Source organism: Streptomyces sp. S465, from assembly GCF_026898115.1.
Taxonomy (GTDB): domain Bacteria; phylum Actinomycetota; class Actinomycetes; order Streptomycetales; family Streptomycetaceae; genus Streptomyces; species Streptomyces luomodiensis.
In genome coordinates this window covers 8,088,011-8,100,945 of sequence record NZ_CP114036.1, presented here as the reverse complement: position 1 = coordinate 8,100,945, position 12,935 = coordinate 8,088,011, and the positions used below count along the sequence as shown (strand labels likewise).

Genomic DNA, 12,935 nt, shown 5'->3' with positions numbered 1-12,935 from the left:
GCGGCGAGGGTTCTCAGCTGCCGAGGGTGGCACGCAGCGCGGGTTGCAGCCGGTCGGCGTGCGCGCGCACCATGTCGTCGCACAGCTCCCAGATCTGCTCGACCCGCAGGGCGGCGGCGGTCGCCGGGTCGGTCATGGCCGCGTGCCGGATGTGGCGCGGCTCGTCCTCCAGGGCGGCGCGCACCACGAGGTCGTTCATGCTGAGGTAGGTGCGGTTGAGCGCGGCGAGCTGCGGGGGGAGCGCACCGGCCCGGGTCGGCTGGACACCGGACCGGTCGACCAGGCACGGCACTTCGACGACCCCGTGGGCGGGGAGGTTCTCGATGAGCCCCCGGTTGGGCACATTGCCGTAGACGGTCCTGGGGGTGCCGGTCACCATGGAGTGGATGATCTGCGGGGCGTATTCCATGGTTCCCTCGACGTCGATGCACGCGCCGGTGGCGAGGGCGTCGCGGGTGCGCTCGTACTCGGCCACGTTCTCCTCGACGATGCCGAGATAGGCGCCGATGGGCAGCCGCAGCCGCTCGATCTCGCTGTCGTGGTGCAGGTACCAGGGCACATATTCGGAGGAGTGCTCGCTGGTCTCGGTCGGGTAGTAGCCCAGCCGCCGGTACATGTCGACGCGCACCCGGCGGCGCAGCTGCTCGTCCTCGGCGATCAGGGCGTCCAGCCGGGGGTACAGGTCGGTGCCGTCGTGCTCGAACCGCAGCACCCACGCCTGGTGGTTGACGCCGGCGGCACGGTAGGTGACCTCCTCGAAGGGGACCTTGAGCAGGGCGCACAGGTCGTGCATGGTCCAGTGCACCGAGTGGCACAGGCCGACCACCCGGGTCAGACCGGTCGCCGCCACCAGGTACTGCACGTTCATGGCCATCGGGTTGGTGTAGTTGAGCAGCCACGCCTCGGGGCACACGGCGGCGATGTCCTCGCCCAGCGCCTTGAGGAACGGGAAGGTGCGCAGGGCGCGGAAGATGCCGCCGACGCCGAGGGTGTCGCCGATGGTCTGCCGCACACCGTGGCGCGCGGGGATCTCGAAGTCGGTACGGGTGGCCTCGCCCATGCCGATCTGGACGATGTTGATGACGAAGTCGGCGCCTTCGAGCGCCGCGCGCCGGTCGGCGTGTGCGGTGATGCGCACGGCGGCGGCGTCCCGTTTCCCGGCGATGTACCGCGCGGCGGCCTCGGCGGTGGCCAGGCGTTCCGCGTCGATGTCGTGCAGGGCGATGTGCGCGGTCCTCAGCTCGGGGAAGGCGAACAGATCCGCCAGCAGGCCCTGGGTGAAGACGACGCTGCCGGCGCCGACCAGCACGATTTTGGGGTTGATCATGACGGGCTGTCTCCGTTGGCGGTGAGGTGGGTGAGGGTTTCTTCCCAGGTGGGCTGGGCGGTGGTGCCGCCTGCGGCGCGGGTGGACAGCGCACCGCATACGGCGGCGAGGTCGAGCGCCTCGGCGGTGGACCGGCCCGCCAGCCGTGCGGCCAGGAAACCCGCGTTGAAGCTGTCGCCCGCGCCGACGGCGTCCTGAGGTGTCACCCGGAGGCCGGCGGTGGTGTGCAGGGTCCGGCCGTCGTGGCACAGGGCGCCGTCCGCCCCGTTCTTGACGGCCACCAGCGGGACCTGACGGGCGAGGAGTCCGGCGGCCGCGGCGACGGAGGTGCCGTCGGTGCCGGCCAGCCGGTGTGCCTCGTCCGCGTTGGGCAGCAGGATGTCGGTCCGGGCCAGGACGGGCGCGAGTGGCGCGAGGTCCCATCGGCCCGAGGGGTCGTCGTTGGTGTCGAGCGAGGTGGTGGCGCCCGCCGCGCGGGCGGTGTCGAAGAGGCCGGGCAGGTCGGCGGCGAGCTGCGGCATGAGGAAGAAGGACGCGGAGTGGACGTGCCGGGCCGAGGTGAGCAGGCGTTCGGGGACGTCGGCCCCGGTCGTCGCGGCGAGGGTGCCCGGCGCGGTGAGGATGGCCCGGTCGTCGTCGCGGGTCACGATGACCGTGAGCGGCGTCGGCCGGCTCTCGTCCAGGTGCAGCGCCTGGACGTCGACGCCGTGCGCGGCGAGCCGGTCGCGCATGTAGTGTCCGGCGCCGTCGTCCCCGACGCGTCCGGCGAAGGCCACGCGCAGCCCCAGCCGGGCGGCGCCGCACGCGGTGATCGCGGCGGAGCCGCCGATGGTGAGCGCGCCGCTGTCGACGAGCTGTTCGCGCTGGCCGAAGGCGAGTGGGGCGTCGAGCGGTCCGATGATGACGTCGGGGTTGGCGTCCCCGATGACGAGCAGGTCGAAGCTGGGCGGCATGAAGGTTCCCGAAGAGGTGCGATGAGGGGTGGTGCGGAGCGTGGTCAGCCCTTGAGGCCGGTGGAGGTGATCGACCGGACGAAGGTCTTCTGGGCGGCGAGGAAGGCGAGCAGCACCGGCAGGACGGTGATGACGTTGCCCGCCATCACGGCCGACCACTGGGTGTGGTGCTGTCCCCGGAAGGTGGTCAGGCCCAGTTGGAGGGTGTAGTTGGCCTCGTGGTTCAGGGCGATGAGCGGCCACGACAGGTCGTTCCAGGTGGTGAGGAAGGTGAGGACGGCGACAGTGCTCAGCGCCGGGCGGGACAGCGGGACCACGATCTGGAACAGCACCCGCAGCCGCGAACACCCGTCGATCCATGCGGCTTCCTCCAGCTCCCTGGGCAGGGAGAGGAAGAACTGCCGCAGCAGGAACACCGCGAACGGCGTCACCAGCGACGGGACGATCAGCGCCCCGAGGGTGTCGGTGAGCCCCAGCTTCCGCATGACCAGGAAGGTCGGGATCATCGTCAGCTGGAACGGGATGGCCATGGTGGCCAGCATCAGCACCAGCAGCACCCGGGACCCGCCGAACCGCATCCGGGCGAAGGCGTATCCGCCCAGCGTTCCGAGCAGCAGGTTCGAGACGACCGCGACGGCCGAGACGATCAGGGAGTTGGCGAACCAGCGCGGGAACATCGCGTTGCCCAGGACATACCGGTAGCCGCCCAGGTCGATGCCGGAGGGCCAGAGCGCCGGCGGGAACCGGTTGATCTCCGCGTCGCTCATCACGGAGCTGAGCCCCAGCCAGATCAGCGGTACGGCGAACAGCAGCGCCAGTGGCGCGAGCAGCAGATGCCACGGGCTGAACGGCAGCCGGAGCCGGCGCCGTGGGCGGGCCACGGGCTCTTCGGTGGTCCGGCCGGCCGGCCGGAGCCGGTCGGCGGTTCTCCCCGGGAGGTGGGACAGGTCCGTCATGACGTGGCTCCCTTGAGACGGCGGTCCTCGCGGCGCCGGACCAGACGCGTCCCGGCCGCGATCAGGAGCAGGGCGGCGCCGAGGACGTAGGCCGCCGCGGCCCCGTAGCCGGCGGTGAAGTTCCGGAACGCCTGTTCCCAGACGAAGTAGACGATCACGGTGGTGGATCCGAGCGGGCCGCCCTTCGTCGTCACGTACACCAGGTCGAACACCTGGAGGGCGGTGATCGTCTGCCACAGCAGCAGGAACACGCTGACCGGTGCGATGGTGGGCAGGGTGACATGGCGCAGCACATGCCGGCGGTCCGCACCGTCCAGGGTGGCGGCCTCGACGAGCTCCCGGGGGACGTCCTGGAGCGCCGCGAGGTAGATCACGACGCAGAAGCCGGTGCCGCTCCACAGGGAGATGCCCACCAGGACCAGCAGGGCCTGGGCCGGATCGGACAGGAAGCCCTGGGGGGAGACTCCGATGCGGTGCAGCAGTGAGTTGGCCGCGCCGAACTCCGGGTCGAGGATGAAGGCGAACAGGACGCCCTGGGCGGCGGCGGAGACCACGAACGGCACGAACAGCAGGGTGCGGTACAGACCGGTGAACCGGATACGGCGGTTGAGGACCAGCGCGAGGACCAGCCCCAGGCCGATGCTCAGCGGCACATACAGCGCCGTGTAGACCAGTGTGTTGCGCACGGCCTGCCCGAACTGCGGATCGTCGGCCAGCTGGCGGTAGTTGTCCCAGCCCACCCAGACGCTCGGCGTGAGGAGGTCGCTGTACTGGAACGACAGCAGCAGTGACCACAGGACGGGGATGACGCTCAGGCCCAGGATGACCAGGACGGAGGGGAGGACGAACGCCCAGGCCGTGGCGGCTTCCCGGCGGCGTCGGCGGCGTGCCGGACCGGCCGGTGGCGTCACGTCCGGAAGGGTGATGGGGGTGGGCAGACGGGACATGTGGAGCTCCTCAACGCACCGTGGCCATGGCGGCGTTGGCTTCGTCGGCGCATCGCCGCAGCGCCGTGGCCGGTGTGCTCTTCCCGAGCAGGACGGCGGTGATGGCCTCGCCGAACGGCATGGAGATCTTGGGGTAGGCCCGGTCGACGGGGCGCACCCGGGCGGTCCGGAGCGCCTCGGTGAACACCGGCAGACCGGGCACCTCGGCCGCGTGCGCCCGCCACCGCGGCCGGCGCTCGGCCGGCCGGCTCTGCGGCAGGCTGCCCACCCCGGTGTCCCAGAGGTACGCCGGTCCGGGCCGCATGAGCCAGCCGACGAACGTCCGGGCGGCCTTCAGCCGCGCGGAGCCGTTGTCGAACACGCTCCAGGTGTCGGGGCCGGAGATGGTCACCGGTCTGCCGCTGAAGCTGGGCAGCGGGACGACGTGGTAGTCGATCTCGGCCTGGCGGATGTCGGGCAGCTGCCAGGGGCCGGTCGCGACCATTCCCAGGCGGCCGGACGCGAAGGCCTGGTACATCTGCTCGCCACCGGGCTTGGGGTCGACGTAGACGCTTCTGTCCCGGGCGAGCGCCTGGAGCACCTCCAGAGCGCGGATGCCGGGTTCGCCCGCGAACCCGATCCGCCGGGTGTCCTCGTCGATGACCTCCCCGCCCAGATCCCAGATCATGGGCCACATCCGCCACACGGTGTCCTCGTCGCCCGCGGCGGGCCAGCCGGTGCCGAACGTGCCCTTGCCGCGGTCGGTCAGCTTCCTGGCGGTTTCGATGAAGTCCTGCCAGGTCCAGCCGGGCGCGGGCAGGACCAGTCCGGCCCGGTGGAAGAGCGTCTTGTTGCACACCACGGCGAGCGCGTCCAGCACCGCGGGCACCGCGCGGACCACACCGTCGACGGTGACGCCGTCCCGGGCGGCGGGCCAGTACTGCTTCCAGGGCACCTGCCCGGATTCCACGACCGTCGTCATGTCCGCCAGCTGGGAGCTTCTGGCGACGCTGGCCAGGTCGGAGCCGAAGATGTAGGCGACATCGGGCGGGGAGCCGGCCACCAGACCGGCCATCACCTTCTGGAGCATGTCGTCCGCCAGCACCCCGCCGCTCAGGTCGATCCGTATCTTGGGGTGGCTCCGGTGGAAGTCGGCCACGAGCCGTTTGACCACGTTCAGCGCGGAGCTGGTCTGCCCGTGCCACACCTCGATGTGGACGACTCCGTGGGAGTCCACTCCCAGGCCCGTCCCGCAGCCCGCCACCGCCGCGCCCGCGGCGCCGGTGAGCGCCAGCGCACCCCCGCCGCGCAGGACGTCACGACGGGACGGGCCGCCGCGCACGCGCTGGACCGCGACCGCGTCCGCGTCCATATCTGCCTCCAGTTGATGGTTCGGGTGAGTGACGCCCTGGGACGGCGTGGTGGTCCGGGCGTGACAGTCCGGGCGGGGCCGCGGCGGGCAGGGGGCCGGGGCGGGACAGAGCGGTCCCGCGCACCGGACCCCAGGAGCCGAGCGGTGGGCGCGGCGCGCCCACCGGGGACGGGGAAGGTTCAGCAGGTCTTGCGGACGTAGCCGCCGCTGCCCGCGGGCGAGACGTTGACGTCCCGCTGTACGACGCTGACCCGGTCGCCGTACTGGCAGGCGTTCGCCATACCGGCGTCGGTGTACTCGATGAAGATGGCGTGGTTCCCGAAGGCGGAGAGGTACCGGGAGCACTCGTTCCAGCTGCCGCACTCCTCGGCGATGGCGAAGTCCAGGCCGTTCGCCGTGTGGTTCGGGGCCAGTTCCACGGTGTTCTTCTGGCCGACGGCCAGGCCCTTGTCATGGCCGTAGGCGGAGAGGATGCGGATGTAGGTCTGGGCGTGCGAGGCGGTGATCCGGCCCTCGACGACCTCCCGGGTGTAGGTGTCGAAGTTGTCGAGCTCCAGCGCGTTGAAGCCCTTGGCGGCGCATTCGTCGATCTGGACCTTGATCTTGTCCGCGATGCTGCGCCGCTTCGCGTCGGTGGTGATGTCCAGGATCGCCTCGTCCCAGTCCGGGTCGATGACGACCTCGCCGTCGCCGTCCTTCAGCAACAGGTCCTGGTCCCAGTCGTCCGGGCCGCCGGGGTCGCCGACGGCCTGGGTCTGGAAGGCGTTGATGTAACAGATGTTGTACAGGCCGGAGGCCGGGGCGGCGCTGTGGTCGCGGCTGACCACCTGCACCCCGGCCGGCGGGGTGTACGCCCCGCCGATCTGGTAGTCGAAGCCGGCGTGCACCGGCGGAAGGGTGACCGCGGCGGCCGAGGCCGAGGCGGTACCGGGGGCGAGAAAACCGACCGTGGCGGCCGCGGCGCAGGCCACGGCGGCGCCCAGGGTGGTGCGGATGCGCATACGGTTCAGGCTCATCGCTGAGAGCTCCATGATCCGGGGGCACGGCCCCGCCTCGGTCGCAGACAGCGACCTGGCGACTTGGTCCGGGCTCGCGGCGGGGCCGCATACCGGCTGGGCGTACCTCTGCCGCCGATTACGTGACATCGGCGTGTCAGGGAGTAAACCGATCAGGTCGAGCCACGTCAAGAGTTTGAAACTGCTCAATATTGGCTTCGAACGCGCACAAGCGATCAGCGAGCGTGCGCTCACCGAGGGACATTCCACGCATCAACGACAACCGCGCCGCCCTCTGCCGGAGAACACTCTCTCCGGCAGAGGGCGGCGCGGTTCCGGCGCCTTCCGCTAGATCCGTCGAAGCCCCACCAGCACCCGCTCCATCAGGGCGCGGTCCGGGACCTCGCCCTCCGCGGAGGGCGTCCGGTGCACGACGATCAGCCCGCGTTCCGCCATGTCGCCGAGCAGGACCTTGGCCACGCCCAGCGGCACCGAGAGCATGGCCGCCACCTCGGCCACCGACCGCGGCTCCTGGCACAGCGCGATCACCGGGTAGTGGTCCGCCTGCACCACGTCGGTGGAGCGGTGCCCCAGCTCGGTCGTGGTCACCAGGGTCTCGACCTCGAAGTGATGGTGGGACCTGGTCCGCCCGCCCGTCCATGAGTAGGCACGCACCAGCGAGGCCGGGCCCTGGCTCTCATCGTGCTCGGACTCCCAGCCGTCCGACTGCTCACGCTCCGGCGGCGTCCGCGGGAAGGGCTCCGCGCGGCTCTCCGGCCGGACGTCCTCGGTCTCCCGCGGGGACGGGGGCTCGGGCGTCCCGCCGGAGCGAGACGCCTTCCGCCCGCGTCGCCCTTTGCCGAAACTGAAGGCGTTGAGCACATCGGCGAAAGTCTGTTCGTCCTCCGCCCCCTGTTCTCTCCGAGATCCCTGCCCGGAAGGGCCCTCACCGGTGCTCATGATCTCCCCGTCCGGCCTATTTGACTGCTGTCCGATGCATTCCCTGGAGATTCAACTCCTGAAGCTCGGCGCGTAGTTCCGGGGTCAGCATCTCGCCGACCTGATCGACCAGGACCGTCATCTCGTACGCCACCTGACCGATCTCGCAGTCCGGCGCCGCCAGCACCACGAGGCACGAGCCGTCCTTGATCGACATCAGCAGCATGTTTCCGTACTGCATCTGGATGACGGACGACCGCACATCACCGGTCATCAGGCATTGGGCGGCGCCCTGGATCAGACTGATGGCCCCCGCCGCGATGGTGGCGACCTGCTCGGCACGATCGTCCGCCAGCCCGTTCGAGGCGGTGAGCAACAGTCCGTCGGCCGAGACCACCACGGCGTGCGCCACATTGGGCACCCGCTCGGTGAAGTTGGTGACCAGCCATCCGAACTGGCTCACCTCCCGCAGGTGGGGTGAGGTCATGGGTTCTTCCTGTCCATCTTCGCTGAGCCCTTACGTCTCGTCGGGGTGAGCCCGACGGATGCCTGACTGGTAGTTGCTGAGGAATCTGTGGGTGCGGCCGGCGTCCACCCGCGCGGCCGCCTCGTCCCCGGCGGCCCGCGGTTTGGCCGGGTCCGGCGCGGGGGGCTTGGCCCGGTCCGGTGCCGGACTCTGGCGCGGCACCCGCCGGGGCAGCCCGGCCTGGGTGCGTTCGGCCTGGGGACGTTCGGCTTGAGGCCGTTCCGTCTGGGGGCGGCCGGCCGGCGCCGCTCCGCCCGACGGCTCCTGGTCGGCGCGGCGACGGTCGCCCGCGGGCCCCGGCCGGCTCTCCTGGCGGGACCCGGGCGGAGCCGGGACGGGCCGCCGGGGAAGTCCGGACGCCGGAGGGTGGTCCGCCGGCTTCCGCTCGGCGGGCTGCCGCTCGGCAGGCCGCCGCTCGGTGGGCGTCCGCTCGGCGGGCCGCTCCTCGCCACGCGGGCCCGTCGGTGCCTCCCCGGAGGCGGTCGGCGCGAACCACGGCGAGGCAGCGGCGCCCTGTTCCGGAGGGGCCGGACGCGACCGCTGAGGTGGCACCAGCGGCTGCCCGGGGGCCGCGGCGGCGCGGCCGTTCACGGGTGCGCCGCCGGTGCCGGGGCGGCCGCCGATCCGCTTCGGCGCGTCCTCGCCGAAGGGGGTGGGCCGGCCGGCCCCGCCGCCGGGCTTCCGGCGCGGCAGTCCCTTGGTCTGCTGGGGGTCGGCGAACGCCCGCGGGGAACCGGGGCGGCTCGGCAGGGGACGTTCGCCGCGTCCGGAAACCGCCGGGGTGTCACCGCCGCGTATCGAGCGGGCCAGGTCGGGGGCGCGGCGCGGCAGCGGTGCGGCGGTGGCACCGCCGGCCTCCGGGCGGGTCCGCACCGGCTCGGAGGCCTGGGCGGAGGTCTGCCTGACGGGCAGTGAACCTGCTCGGCCCGCGAGGGCGGGCTTGTCGGTCAGCATCAGCTTGGCCGGGACCAGCACACCGGCCCGGAGTCCGCCACGGGTGGCCCGGTCCGATATCAGCTCCACGGTGACGCCGTGCCGGCGGGCCAGACGGCCGACGACCGAGAGGCCCATCTGGCGGGACGTAGGTACCTCCACGGATGCGTCCCCCGCTACGCGCCGATGAGCCTTGGCCAATTCGGCACCGCTCATCCCGAATCCCTCGTCGTGGATCTCGATCAGTGCGGAACCGTCCGGGCGCAGTGTGTTGCTGATGACCACTTGGGTCTCGGGCGGGGAGAACGCGGTGGCGTTGTCCAGCAGCTCAGCGACCATTCGCGCCAGGTCACCGGCAGCGTACCCGATCACCTCGGCGGAGGGAACGGGCTCGACCACCACACGCTGGTAGTGCTCGATCTCGGAGACCGCGGCCCGCAACACGCGGTCCAGTGGTACGCGTTGCTCGGAGGGGCGGACCGGTGTGCTGCCGCACAGGACCATCAGGTTCTCGTTGTTGCGCCGCATACGGGTCGCCAGGTGGTCGAGCTTGAAGAGGCTGGCCAGCTGGTCCGGGTCCTCTTCGTGCAGCTCGAGCTCCTCCATCAACCGCAGCAGCCGGTCCACCAGGCTCTGGCTGCGCCGGGAGAGGTTGACCAGGGTGTCCCGCAGGTCGCCACGGAGCGCGGCCTGCTCGGCGGCCAGCCGCACGGCCTGCCCGTGCACCGCGTCGAACGCCCTGGCCAGCTGTCCGAACTCCTCCGTGGTGTGGACCGGCACCGCGCTGATCGACGTGGTGGACACCTCGCCCTCGCGGATGCTCGACACCGCTTCCGGGAGCCGCCGCTCGGCCACGTCGAGCGCGGTGAAGCGGAGGATGGTGAGCGAACGCAGCAGATGGCGGGCGATGCCGATGCCGATGGCGAGGGCGAGCAGGAGCACGGCGAAGAGCAGCACGGACTCCGCGCCGGCCCGGTCGCTCGTCTGGTCCTGGAGATCGGCGGAGGTCACCCGGAGCCGGTCGGCGAGGCTCTTCGCCACCGTGTCGATGAGCGCTCCGGTCCGCTCCGAACTGCTGTTCCAGTCGCGGGCGGAGAACCGCGTCGCGTCCCCGGTGCCGTTCTGCCCGATGCCCGGCTGCTCCGACCGCGCCGACTGGTACAACGCGGCATTGAGCAACTGAGCGCGCCGCTCGACCTCCGGGCCGGTGACCGTCCGCTGGTAGGCCCGCTTCTCCGCCTCGGTGGCCACGGCCCGGAAGTCGCCCAGCTTGTCCCCCATGCGGATCGCGGACTCGGCCAGCGCCCTGAGGAGCCGGCCATCATCCAGCTTGCCGGGCTCGGGCCCCTCCAGCGCGATCACATGCTGGAGGTGGACCTGCTCCTGGACCACCTCGAGGTCGTACAGCGCGGTCGCCGTCCCGGACAGCTTGGGTTCGCCGAACCGGCTGCCGAGTGCCTGGTCCAGGTCGAGCAGACCGTTGACGATCTCGCTGTAGTCGTTCACCGCGGTCCACGAGCTGATGTCCTTGGACGTCACCTGCCGGCGCAGGGCGGGCAGCCCGTCCAGAAGCTTGACCGCGTCGTGGTAACGGAGCGCCGAGGCCCCCTCGAGCCGGGGTGCCCGCTTCATGGTCCGGGCGACGGCGGCCCGAGCGCGGTCCACGCGCCCGGTCTGCTGCCGGAGCATGGCCTCGTGGGTGGACGCACCGCCGCGCAGCCGCTCGGCCGCCATGGTCCGTTCCATCTGGAGATCGCCGATCAACGGCATCAGCTCACCGCGCAGCTCGACCAGCCGCTGCATGTCCGCGTAGGTGTTCGCGCGTTCGACGTCGCGCTGGATCTGCACGACGCCCAAGGCGACGGCGAGCAGGGCGGGCACCACCAGAACGGCACCCAGCTTCACCGGCAGCCGCCAGTTCCGCCACTCCACGACGCCGGCCCACCACGACGGCGAGCGATCGCGCGCGGCCGCATGCCTGCCCGGGGTCATGAGACGCGCTCCGCGCTCGGACCGGCTTGCCCACAGGGATGTATCACGATGCCGTTTCTCCTGGGATTTCCCCGGAACGGGGAAGTCGAACACCCGGCAGCGCGCCGGCGCATCGATGCGGCGATGCGCCGGCGCGGCCTACCTCACTCGAACAACTTGCTACTCTTCACGCCGAGTTCATACAAACCGTACAGAAACGGAATGGCCACCCAGAGCCACGCCACGACCAGCACGACGGGGGAACTCGTCGTCGCCTTCGGCGCGGGGCCGTCTGCGTCCGTCACGGTTTACCGCCTCTCTGCCGGGATGGGATCGGGGTCTTCTTCCGGCGTCGCCGACTCCTTCGAGCTCGCCGACTCCGGTTCATGGAACTTCGGATTCACCGGACGTACCAGCTCGTTGGCGATGAAGCCGATGACGAGCAATCCCATCATGAGGGAGAACGAGAAGGAGTACAGACCCGGCCCCGTGTGCCCGTCCTCATGCGCGGCGTCCGCGATGGAGTCCACGATGAGGGGCCCGGCGACCCCGGCGACCGACCACGCGGTCAGCAGCCGGCCGTGGATCGCGCCGACCTGGTAGGTGCCGAACAGGTCCTTGAGGTAGGCCGGGGCGGTGGAGAAGCCACCGCCGTAGAACGACAGGATCACCATGGTCGAGACGACGAACAACACGGTGCTGCTGTCCTTCTCGAGCATGATGGTGAGGTAGAGCAGGGCGCCGACACCCAGGTACACGCGGTAGATGTTCTTCCTGCCGACCACGTCGGAAACCGAGGACCACACGAAGCGACCGGCCATGTTGGCCAGGGACAAAAGCGCGACGAACCCGGTGGCGGCGGTCGCGCTCACCGGGCTGTCCGTGTCCTGGAAGAAGTCCTGGATCATCGGGGCGGCCTTCTCCAGGATCCCGATACCAGCAGTAACGTTCATGCACAGCACGACCCAGAGCAGCCAGAACTGCGGGGTCTTCACCGCGTTCTTCGCCGATACGTTCGCGGTCGTGACGAGCTTCTTCCCGGCGTCGTCGCGAGGCGTCCAGCCGGCCGGCCGCCAGCCCTCCGGGGGCACCCGGATGAGCACCACACCCAGCGACATGAACGCGGCGTAGGCCAGGCCGTGCACCAGGAACGCCTGCGCGATACCGCTGGTGTCGCTGCCGAACGCCTTGAGCATCTCGGTGGACCAGGGCGAGGCGATCAGCGCACCGCCACCGAAACCCATGATCGCCGTGCCGGTGGCCATGCCCGGCCGGTCCGGAAACCACTTCATCAAGGTGGACACCGGTGCGATGTACCCGATGCCGAGGCCGACGCCGCCGATGCCGCCGTACCCGAGCACGACCAGCCAGTAACTGCTCGTGGCGACACCGAGTGCGGCGATCAGGAATCCCGACGAGAAGGCCACGAGCGCCACGAACATGGCCCATCGCGGTCCTTTCCGCTCGACCAGCGTTCCACCGAACGCGGCAGAGAGTCCCAGCACCAGGATGCCGATCTGGAAGGGGAGGGCGCTAGCCGTCCCCGAAATGTCTAGGGAATCTTCCAGGGGTATCTTGAAAACGCTCCAGGAGTACGCCTGGCCGATGGAGAAGTGAATCGCGAGCGCAGCCGGCGGAATCAGCCAACGATTCCAGCCCGGCTCGGCGATGATGCGAGAGCGATCGAGGAAACCCACAGATCAACCTACCTCCGGCTCTTCGGGAACACCCCCGCAGACTGCATTCCTGACCGTACTCTCTAACACCTCGGGGGAGGGAGTGGCGAGCGCGGAGCAGTCGTCATATGCCAGCGGCAGACTCGCTGCCCAGTGGCGCGTCCACTGCACCCGTGCTCGCGCACGATGGGACGTTCTGCACGAGGGGAGGTTCTATCAGTGGGGCCACTTGGGACACAACGCCGGGCCCGGAAATGTCCCGCAACGATGCGTTGCTGATCGTCTGTCATCCTCTGACCCCCTTTCAAAGGGGACAACACGGAAGGGATGCGACAAAGCATGGGGGCCGGCGACCCCTTAC

Annotated in this window: 11 protein-coding genes; all 11 read right to left on the bottom strand. The window is 70.6% G+C overall.

Annotated features, from left to right (window positions below):
- Nucleotides 1-13: 13 nt before the first annotated feature.
- Complete coding sequence (locus tag N6H00_RS34265; protein ID WP_268975723.1) at nucleotides 14-1,327, bottom strand: alpha-glucosidase/alpha-galactosidase; 1,314 nt, start codon at nucleotides 1,325-1,327, stop codon at nucleotides 14-16.
- On the bottom strand, nucleotides 1,324-2,280 hold the full coding sequence (locus tag N6H00_RS34260) for a carbohydrate kinase family protein (RefSeq protein ID WP_268975722.1): 957 nt from the start codon (nucleotides 2,278-2,280) through the stop codon (nucleotides 1,324-1,326). The genes N6H00_RS34265 and N6H00_RS34260 overlap by 4 nt, the downstream gene beginning before the upstream one ends.
- A 44-nt stretch (nucleotides 2,281-2,324) precedes the next feature.
- Complete coding sequence (locus tag N6H00_RS34255; RefSeq protein WP_268975721.1) at nucleotides 2,325-3,236, bottom strand: carbohydrate ABC transporter permease; 912 nt, start codon at nucleotides 3,234-3,236, stop codon at nucleotides 2,325-2,327.
- Entirely contained in the window at nucleotides 3,233-4,183 is a 951-nt protein-coding gene (locus N6H00_RS34250) for a carbohydrate ABC transporter permease (RefSeq protein ID WP_268975720.1), read from the bottom strand. Before N6H00_RS34250 ends, N6H00_RS34255 begins: the two co-directional genes overlap by 4 nt.
- Nucleotides 4,184-4,193: 10 nt before the next feature.
- Nucleotides 4,194-5,534: an ABC transporter substrate-binding protein gene (locus N6H00_RS34245; RefSeq protein WP_268975719.1), complete on the bottom strand. Its 1,341-nt coding sequence runs from the start codon at nucleotides 5,532-5,534 to the stop codon at nucleotides 4,194-4,196.
- 179 nt (nucleotides 5,535-5,713) lie between these two features.
- Nucleotides 5,714-6,550 carry an endo alpha-1,4 polygalactosaminidase gene (locus N6H00_RS34240; protein ID WP_268975718.1) on the bottom strand — a complete coding sequence of 279 codons (837 nt, stop codon included), beginning with the start codon at nucleotides 6,548-6,550 and terminating at the stop codon, nucleotides 5,714-5,716.
- A gap of 327 nt (nucleotides 6,551-6,877) precedes the next feature.
- On the bottom strand, nucleotides 6,878-7,489 hold the full coding sequence (locus tag N6H00_RS34235) for a DUF742 domain-containing protein (protein WP_268975717.1): 612 nt from the start codon (nucleotides 7,487-7,489) through the stop codon (nucleotides 6,878-6,880).
- Nucleotides 7,490-7,505: 16 nt separating this feature from the next.
- Nucleotides 7,506-7,955: a roadblock/LC7 domain-containing protein gene (locus tag N6H00_RS34230; protein ID WP_268975716.1), complete on the bottom strand. Its 450-nt coding sequence runs from the start codon at nucleotides 7,953-7,955 to the stop codon at nucleotides 7,506-7,508.
- A gap of 30 nt (nucleotides 7,956-7,985) precedes the next feature.
- Nucleotides 7,986-10,919 carry a sensor histidine kinase gene (locus N6H00_RS34225; protein WP_268975715.1) on the bottom strand — a complete coding sequence of 978 codons (2,934 nt, stop codon included), beginning with the start codon at nucleotides 10,917-10,919 and terminating at the stop codon, nucleotides 7,986-7,988.
- A 143-nt stretch (nucleotides 10,920-11,062) separates the two neighbouring features.
- A complete protein-coding gene (locus N6H00_RS34220) occupies nucleotides 11,063-11,203 on the bottom strand; it encodes an MFS transporter small subunit (protein WP_268975713.1) in 141 nt (46 codons plus the stop codon).
- Nucleotides 11,204-11,206: 3 nt separating this feature from the next.
- Nucleotides 11,207-12,595 carry an L-lactate MFS transporter gene (locus tag N6H00_RS34215; RefSeq protein ID WP_268975711.1) on the bottom strand — a complete coding sequence of 463 codons (1,389 nt, stop codon included), beginning with the start codon at nucleotides 12,593-12,595 and terminating at the stop codon, nucleotides 11,207-11,209.
- Nucleotides 12,596-12,935: the final 340 nt, after the last annotated feature.

What these genes read in the sequence shown, in the direction of transcription:
- N6H00_RS34265 (WP_268975723.1), bottom strand. Translation starts at nt 1,327, where the DNA reads ATGATCAACCCCAAAATCGTGCTGGTCGGCGCCGGCAGCGTCGTCTTC.
- N6H00_RS34260 (WP_268975722.1), bottom strand. Translation starts at nt 2,280, where the DNA reads ATGCCGCCCAGCTTCGACCTGCTCGTCATCGGGGACGCCAACCCCGAC.
- N6H00_RS34240 (WP_268975718.1), bottom strand. Translation starts at nt 6,550, where the DNA reads ATGAGCCTGAACCGTATGCGCATCCGCACCACCCTGGGCGCCGCCGTG.
- N6H00_RS34255 (WP_268975721.1), bottom strand. Translation starts at nt 3,236, where the DNA reads ATGACGGACCTGTCCCACCTCCCGGGGAGAACCGCCGACCGGCTCCGG.
- N6H00_RS34235 (WP_268975717.1), bottom strand. Translation starts at nt 7,489, where the DNA reads ATGAGCACCGGTGAGGGCCCTTCCGGGCAGGGATCTCGGAGAGAACAG.
- N6H00_RS34230 (WP_268975716.1), bottom strand. Translation starts at nt 7,955, where the DNA reads ATGACCTCACCCCACCTGCGGGAGGTGAGCCAGTTCGGATGGCTGGTC.
- N6H00_RS34225 (WP_268975715.1), bottom strand. Translation starts at nt 10,919, where the DNA reads ATGACCCCGGGCAGGCATGCGGCCGCGCGCGATCGCTCGCCGTCGTGG.
- N6H00_RS34245 (WP_268975719.1), bottom strand. Translation starts at nt 5,534, where the DNA reads ATGGACGCGGACGCGGTCGCGGTCCAGCGCGTGCGCGGCGGCCCGTCC.
- N6H00_RS34250 (WP_268975720.1), bottom strand. Translation starts at nt 4,183, where the DNA reads ATGTCCCGTCTGCCCACCCCCATCACCCTTCCGGACGTGACGCCACCG.